This window comes from Methylobacterium sp. WL19, from assembly GCF_008040005.1.
In the GTDB taxonomy this organism is placed as follows: Bacteria; Pseudomonadota; Alphaproteobacteria; order Rhizobiales; family Beijerinckiaceae; genus Methylobacterium; species Methylobacterium bullatum.
In genome coordinates this window covers 1-6,186 of record NZ_VRVC01000191.1, presented here as the reverse complement: position 1 = coordinate 6,186, position 6,186 = coordinate 1, and the positions used below count along the sequence as shown (strand labels likewise).

Here is a 6,186-nt window from a genome sequence, read left to right as displayed (position 1 = left end):
GTGCCGGCGCCTTCTGCGGCGCCTGGGCGAAGCTGACCTGCGAGACCAGGGCGGAGGTACCAAAGGCGAGGGACGCTGCCAGCAGTGCGCGAGTGGTGCGGCTCATGGATGTCTCTTCCTGTTGCGTGGTTGGGGAAGGGCCGTCATCGGCGGAGCGGGTCCGGTCGTGACGGATGGCTTCGTCCGTCGGCACGAAGGCGGGCCATGTTGCCGAGCTTCGGGGCAAAACAGTGATCTCGGCGCCGATGCCGATCACGGTTTCGCGGGAATGCCGCCGATCTCGACCGGGGGTGGCACTCCCGCGCAACCACGCCACATTCCCGCGCAACCTTGGCAGGATCGCAGCCGACGGATCACCGCGCCTCATGCTTTCACGCTTCCTTTCCGGCGCTTGCGCCCTGTTGCTGCTGCTCGGCGCGGCGACTGCCCAGGACAGGGCGTCAGGCACTCCCATGCAGGACGGGACCGGCGACTTCGCGCGCGAGGCCTCGGCCCTCATGGACTCGCACGCCAGGGGCGGCGTCTTCTCGGGTGCCGTGATCGTGGCGCGGGACGGCATCCCCCTGTTCCGCCGCGCCTACGGCATGGCCGACCGCGAATGGGCGATCCCCAACACGCCGGACACAATGTTCCGCATCGGCTCCATCACGAAGCAGTTCACCGCGGCGGCGATCCTGAAACTCGCCGAGGCCGGTTCCCTCTCCCTCGACGATCCCGCCATCCGCTACCTGCCCGAACTGCCGCCGGCCTGGGCGCCGATGACGATCCGGATGCTCCTCAACCACAGTTCCGGCCTGCCCAACGTCACCGCCCTGCCGGGCTACGCGACGCAGCTCGGGCGGATCGAGCGCTCGCCGATGGAGACGGTGGCCCTCCTCTACCGCGAGGATCTGCTCTTCCCGCCGGGGACCGGCCACGAATACAGCAATACCGGCTACATCCTCCTCGCCGGCCTGATCGAGCGGATCACCGGCCAGAGTTTCGCGCGCTACCTCAACGACGCCATCCTGGCACCGGCCGGATTGGCCTCGACCCGGGACGCCGATCCGGGCGCCATCATCCCCCGGCGTGCCGCCGGCTACCGCCGCGTCTCGGGCGAATGGCGCCACGCCCTGCCCCTGGCGGCCAGCGCTCCGTCGGGTGCCGGCATGCTGGCCTCGACCCTCGACGATCTCGTCGCCTGGGACAGGGCGCTGTTCTCCGGCCGTGTCCTGTCGGAGGCGTCGCGCCGGGCCATGGTGACGGATTACGGCCACGGCTACGGCCTCGGTTTGTACATCGGCACGGCCTACGGGCACCGCCTGTGGTCGCATGGCGGTTTCATCAGCGGATTCAGCGCGATCAAGGATGCCTACCCCGATCTCGGCCTCACCATCGTGGTGCTCGGCAATTCCGAGATCGTGCCGGCCCAGGCCCTCTCGCGACAACTCGCGGCCCTCTATCTCGGCGAGCCCGCGCGCACCGAGATCAGCGTCGGCCAGACCGTTCTCGACCGCTATGTCGGCTTCTACCGGACGGGCCCGCGCTCGGTCCTGGGCGTCACCCGCGACGGCGACCGCCTCACGGCGCAGGCGCTCGGTCAGGGATCGACCGAGTCCCGCATCACCCTCGTCGCCGAGAGCGACAGGGCCTTCGTGGCGGAGAACGGCGCGATCCGCGTGGCTTTCGACATCGAACCGGACGGACGCGCCACGGGCGTGATGATCCACCGCGACGGCATCGAACGGGCCGGTCCCAGGATCGACCGGGCCATCGCCCGGCGGATCACCGCCCGGCGCTTCACCCGGCTGCCGTCGGGACGGTGAGTGTCTTGCCGAACCTGTTTGGGTTGTTCGTCCAAGGCTTTACCTCATCCTGAGGTGATCTGATCGGATGATCGATTTTGGCAGAACTCCCGCTGCGGAACCGCACTCCCGGAGATAACCGCCGGTGATCGAGAGTTTTGCGAGGCCTTCCAAATCGCCTGCCCACGGCATCGCCAGACCGCCGCAGAGGCGCTAGACTGCCTCAGCGCGTCGCTCCCCGCCACAGAAGCGGGACCACGCGCCGATCCGCTCGATGCCGTCGATCCGAGCCGGTTAGGCCAAAAGTCTATCTTGATTTGGCAATCCGCCCGGCTTCTGCTGGCGCATACAAGAACAACACGGAGGAAACGCACATGAACAAGCCCGAATTCCTGTCGTCAGGTACCAAGGCGCCGTTCTCGGCCCGTTACGAGAACTTCATCGGCGGCCAGTGGGTCGCCCCCGTCGCCGGCCGGTATTTCGAGAATACCTCGCCGGTCACCGGCCGCGTCATCTGCGAGGTCGCCCGTTCGGATGCGCAGGACGTGGAGAAGGCCCTCGACGCGGCCCATGCCGCCAAGGAGGCCTGGGGCCGCACCTCGCCGGGCGAGCGCGCCCTCATCCTCAACCGCATCGCCGACCGGATGGAGGAGAATCTCGACCTGATCGCCCTCGCCGAGACCTGGGACAACGGCAAGCCGATCCGCGAGACGACCAACGCCGACATCCCGCTGGCCATCGACCATTTCCGCTACTTCGCCGGCTGCGTCCGTGCGCAGGAAGGCTCGATCTCCGAGATCGACCACGACACCGTCGCCTACCATTTCCACGAGCCGCTGGGCGTCGTCGGCCAGATCATCCCGTGGAATTTCCCCATCCTGATGGCGGTGTGGAAGCTGGCACCCGCGCTCGCCGCCGGCAACTGCGTGGTGCTCAAGCCCGCCGAGCAGACCCCGGCCTCGATCCTCGTGGTCGCCGAGCTCATCGCCGACCTGCTGCCCGCCGGCACCCTCAACATCGTCAACGGCTTCGGCCTGGAATGCGGCAAGCCGCTCGCCTCCTCGCCCCGCATCGCCAAGATCGCCTTCACCGGCGAGACGACGACGGGCCGCCTCATCATGCAATACGCCTCGCAGAACCTCATCCCGGTGACGCTGGAGCTCGGCGGCAAGTCGCCGAACATCTTCTTCGCCGATGTGGCCAACGAGGATGACGACTTCTTCGACAAGGCCCTCGAAGGCTTCACCATGTTCGCCCTCAACCAGGGCGAGGTCTGCACCTGCCCGAGCCGCGCGCTGGTGCACGAATCGATCTACGACCGCTTCATGGAGCGGGCGATCAAGCGCGTCGAGGCGATCACCCAGGGCTCGCCCCTCGACCCCGCCACGATGATCGGCGCGCAGGCCTCCTCCGAGCAGTTGGAGAAGATCTTGTCCTACGTCGATATCGGCCGCCAGGAGGGCGCCGAATGCCTCACCGGCGGTGAGCGCAACGTGAAGGACGGCGAGTTCGCGGAAGGCTTCTACATGAAGCCCACCGTGTTCAAGGGCCACAACAAGATGCGGATCTTCCAAGAGGAGATCTTCGGCCCCGTCCTCTCGGTCACCACCTTCAAGGACGATGCCGACGCGCTCTCCATCGCCAACGACACCCTCTACGGCCTCGGCGCCGGTGTCTGGACCCGCGACGGAACCCGCGCCTACCGCTTCGGCCGCGCGATCCAGGCCGGCCGCGTCTGGACCAACTGCTACCATGCCTACCCGGCCCATGCGGCCTTCGGCGGCTACAAGCAGTCCGGCATCGGCCGCGAGAACCACAAGATGATGCTCGACCATTACCAGCAGACCAAGAACATGCTGGTCAGCTACTCGGCCAAGAAGCTCGGCTTCTTCTAGGCCTTCACGAACGAGACCACCTTGCCCCGGCCGGAAACGGCCGGGGCTTTTTCATGCCCTGATCTCTGCGAAGACGCTATTCGCGCCAGCCGTAATCCCGCGCATGGGCGGCCGCCCGGTGGAACACCAGCCGGCGGTCGTATTCGAGCGGGTCCTTCGGCTGGACCAGGGCGCCGGGGGGCACGTTGAGCCAGTCGACGAGGCGCGTCAGCATGAAGCGAAGAGCGGCACCCCGACACAGAATCGGCAGCGCCGCGACCTCGTCGTCCTGCAGGCGCCGCACGGATTGGTAGCCGGCGATCATCGCCTCGCCCTTGTCCGGGAAGAACCTGCCGTCGGGCTCGAAGCACCAGGCATTGAGGCAGATGGCGAGGTCGTAGGCGAAGGCGTCGGTGCAGGCGAAGTAGAAGTCGATCAGGCCCGACAGGTCGTCGCCGATGAAGAACACGTTGTCGGTGAAGAGGTCGGCATGGATCACGCCGGAGGGCAGGCCGCGCGGCCAGCCGGCCCGGAGCACCGCGAGGTCGCCGCGCACGCGCTCGGTCAGACCCTCGGACACGGTGTCGGCGGCGGGGCCGGCAGCCTCGAACAGCGGCTCCCAGGATTCCACCGAGAGGTTGTTGGCGCGAGTCATGCCGAAATCGCTGCCCGCCCGGTGCAGCCCGGCGAGAGCGACGCCGAGAGCCCGGCAATGGTCGACCGTCGGGCGCTTGACCGAGACACCGTCGAGGAAGGTCACGATCACCGCCGGCCGGCCGCAGAGTTCGCCGAGCGCCACGCCGTCGCGCTTCGCGATGGGCTGCGGGCAGGCGAGGCCACGGGCGGCCAGATGCTGCATCAGGTTGAGGAAGAACGGCAGGTCGCCGGCATTCACCCGCTTCTCGTAGAGGGTGAGGATGTAGGAGCCGGCGGTGGTGTGCAGGAAGAAGTTGGTGTTCTCGACGCCCTCGGCGATGCCCTTGTAGGAGAGCAGCGTGCCGATCTCGTATTGGGCGAGGAAGGCGGTCAGCGCCTCGTCGGAGACCTCGGTATAGACGGCCACGGGCTTCGCTGACGTTGGAGGGCAGACATGAGAAGGGGCGCCCTTCGGCGCCCCCAGCGAGGAAAACGGGCGATGCGGCCTACTCGGCGGCTTCGCTGCGCAGTTCGCGCGGCAGCGGGAAGGACATGTCCTCCACCACCGTGGAGACCGTGTCGACGGTGACGTCGTAACGGGCGGCGAAGGCGTCGATGATCTCCTCCACAAGCACCTCGGGCGCCGAGGCGCCGGCGGTGAGGCCGAGCTTGCGGATGCCCTCGAAGGCCGGCCAGTCGATCTCCTCGGCGCGGAGCACGAGGCGGGTGATCGGGCAGCCGACGCGCTCGGCGACCTCGCGCAGGCGCTGCGAGTTCGAGGAGTTCGAGGAGCCGACGACGATCACGGCATCCACCAGCGGGGCCACCTGCTTCACCGCTTCCTGGCGGTTGGTGGTGGCGTAGCAGATGTCGTCCTTGTGCGGCCCGGTGATGGTCGGGAACTTCTGCTTCAGGGCGGCGACGATATGGCGGGTGTCGTCCACCGACAGGGTCGTCTGCGTGACCCAGGCGAGGTTGTCGCGGTTGTCCGGCTCCAGGGCGGCGATCTGCTCCAGATCCTCCACCAGGGTGATCGAGCCCTTGGGCAGCTGCCCCATGGTGCCGACCACTTCCGGATGGCCGGAATGGCCGACCAGGAGCACGTGGCGGCCGCGCTTGTGGTGGATCTCCGCCTCGCGGTGGACCTTGGTCACCAGCGGGCAGGTGGCGTCGATGGTGACGAGGCCGCGATTGTCCGCATTGGCCGGCACCGTCTTGGCGACGCCGTGGGCCGAGAAGATCACCGGGGCGTTGCCGTCCGGCACTTCGTCGAGCTCGCGCACGAACACCGCGCCTTTGCGCTTCAGGCTCTCGACCACGTATTTGTTGTGGACGATCTCGTGACGCACGTAGACCGGAGGTCCGTAGATCGCCAGCGCCCGCTCCACCACGTCGATGGCACGGACCACGCCGGCGCAGAAGCCCCGTGGCGCGCAGAGCAGGATCTCCAGCGGCGGCTTGGCCGAACCGTCGGGAAAGGTCTTCGAAAGAGGATCGCTCATGATAGCCGGGATGTGGCGAGGCGAGGCCGCCCCTGTCAACCTCCTATAGCGCATAATGCGCCGCGGTGTCAGGGCGGACGGGGCACACCTGCCATCCCCATCGCTTCCGTCGCGGGCCCCGCCCCCGCCGGCTGACGTTCCGGGAACGCCGCACCGCCGTCGAAGACGAATCACGAACGTGGCAAGCTCTCCCTATCCCACCGTCTCCCCCGCTCCCGCCCACGGCCTCCGCGATAGACCGGCCGGCCCCGTCTCAGGCTATAAGAGCGCCTAACAGAACCGTTTGATCTGGTTGAGGGTGATGAGGCTGGCCGCGAGGCTCGTGAAGGCCTCGTAGATGTCGCTGCGTCGCTCGTAGCGGACGGGCAATCGACGGAATCGGTTGAACCA

Annotated in this window: 4 protein-coding genes and 1 pseudogene; 2 read left to right on the top strand and 3 right to left on the bottom strand. The window is 67.6% G+C overall.

All coding sequences use genetic code 11. The annotated features are described in order from the left end of the window. The first annotated feature begins 365 nt into the window (after window positions 1-365). Together FV220_RS23490 and adh are read left to right on the top strand one after the other, a co-directional pair. Window positions 366-1,805 carry a serine hydrolase gene (locus tag FV220_RS23490; protein ID WP_246689528.1) on the top strand — a complete coding sequence of 480 codons (1,440 nt, stop codon included), beginning with the start codon at window positions 366-368 and terminating at the stop codon, window positions 1,803-1,805. 353 nt (window positions 1,806-2,158) lie between these two features. Then, window positions 2,159-3,679, top strand: coding sequence for an aldehyde dehydrogenase (gene adh / locus FV220_RS23485; RefSeq protein WP_147833421.1), 1,521 nt, complete (start codon window positions 2,159-2,161; stop codon window positions 3,677-3,679). A gap of 76 nt (window positions 3,680-3,755) precedes the next feature. Here adh and FV220_RS23480 read toward each other — a convergent pair whose 3' ends face one another. The 3 genes and pseudogenes from FV220_RS23480 to FV220_RS23470 all read right to left on the bottom strand — a co-directional run. Beyond that, window positions 3,756-4,721, bottom strand: a complete 966-nt coding sequence (locus tag FV220_RS23480; RefSeq protein ID WP_147833420.1) for a homoserine kinase — start codon at window positions 4,719-4,721, stop codon at window positions 3,756-3,758. Window positions 4,722-4,800: 79 nt separating this feature from the next. After that, window positions 4,801-5,796, bottom strand: coding sequence for a 4-hydroxy-3-methylbut-2-enyl diphosphate reductase (ispH, locus tag FV220_RS23475; protein ID WP_018045088.1), 996 nt, complete (start codon window positions 5,794-5,796; stop codon window positions 4,801-4,803). Window positions 5,797-6,066: 270 nt separating this feature from the next. Then, window positions 6,067-6,186 (bottom strand): annotated as a pseudogene (locus tag FV220_RS23470) (IS5/IS1182 family transposase); the annotation flags it as partial.

Bases quoted from the DNA above. Each gene is read 5' to 3' on its own strand.
- FV220_RS23490 (WP_246689528.1), top strand. From the start codon at position 366: ATGCTTTCACGCTTCCTTTCCGGCGCTTGCGCCCTGTTGCTGCTGCTC.
- adh (WP_147833421.1), top strand. From the start codon at position 2,159: ATGAACAAGCCCGAATTCCTGTCGTCAGGTACCAAGGCGCCGTTCTCG.
- ispH (WP_018045088.1), bottom strand. From the start codon at position 5,796: ATGAGCGATCCTCTTTCGAAGACCTTTCCCGACGGTTCGGCCAAGCCG.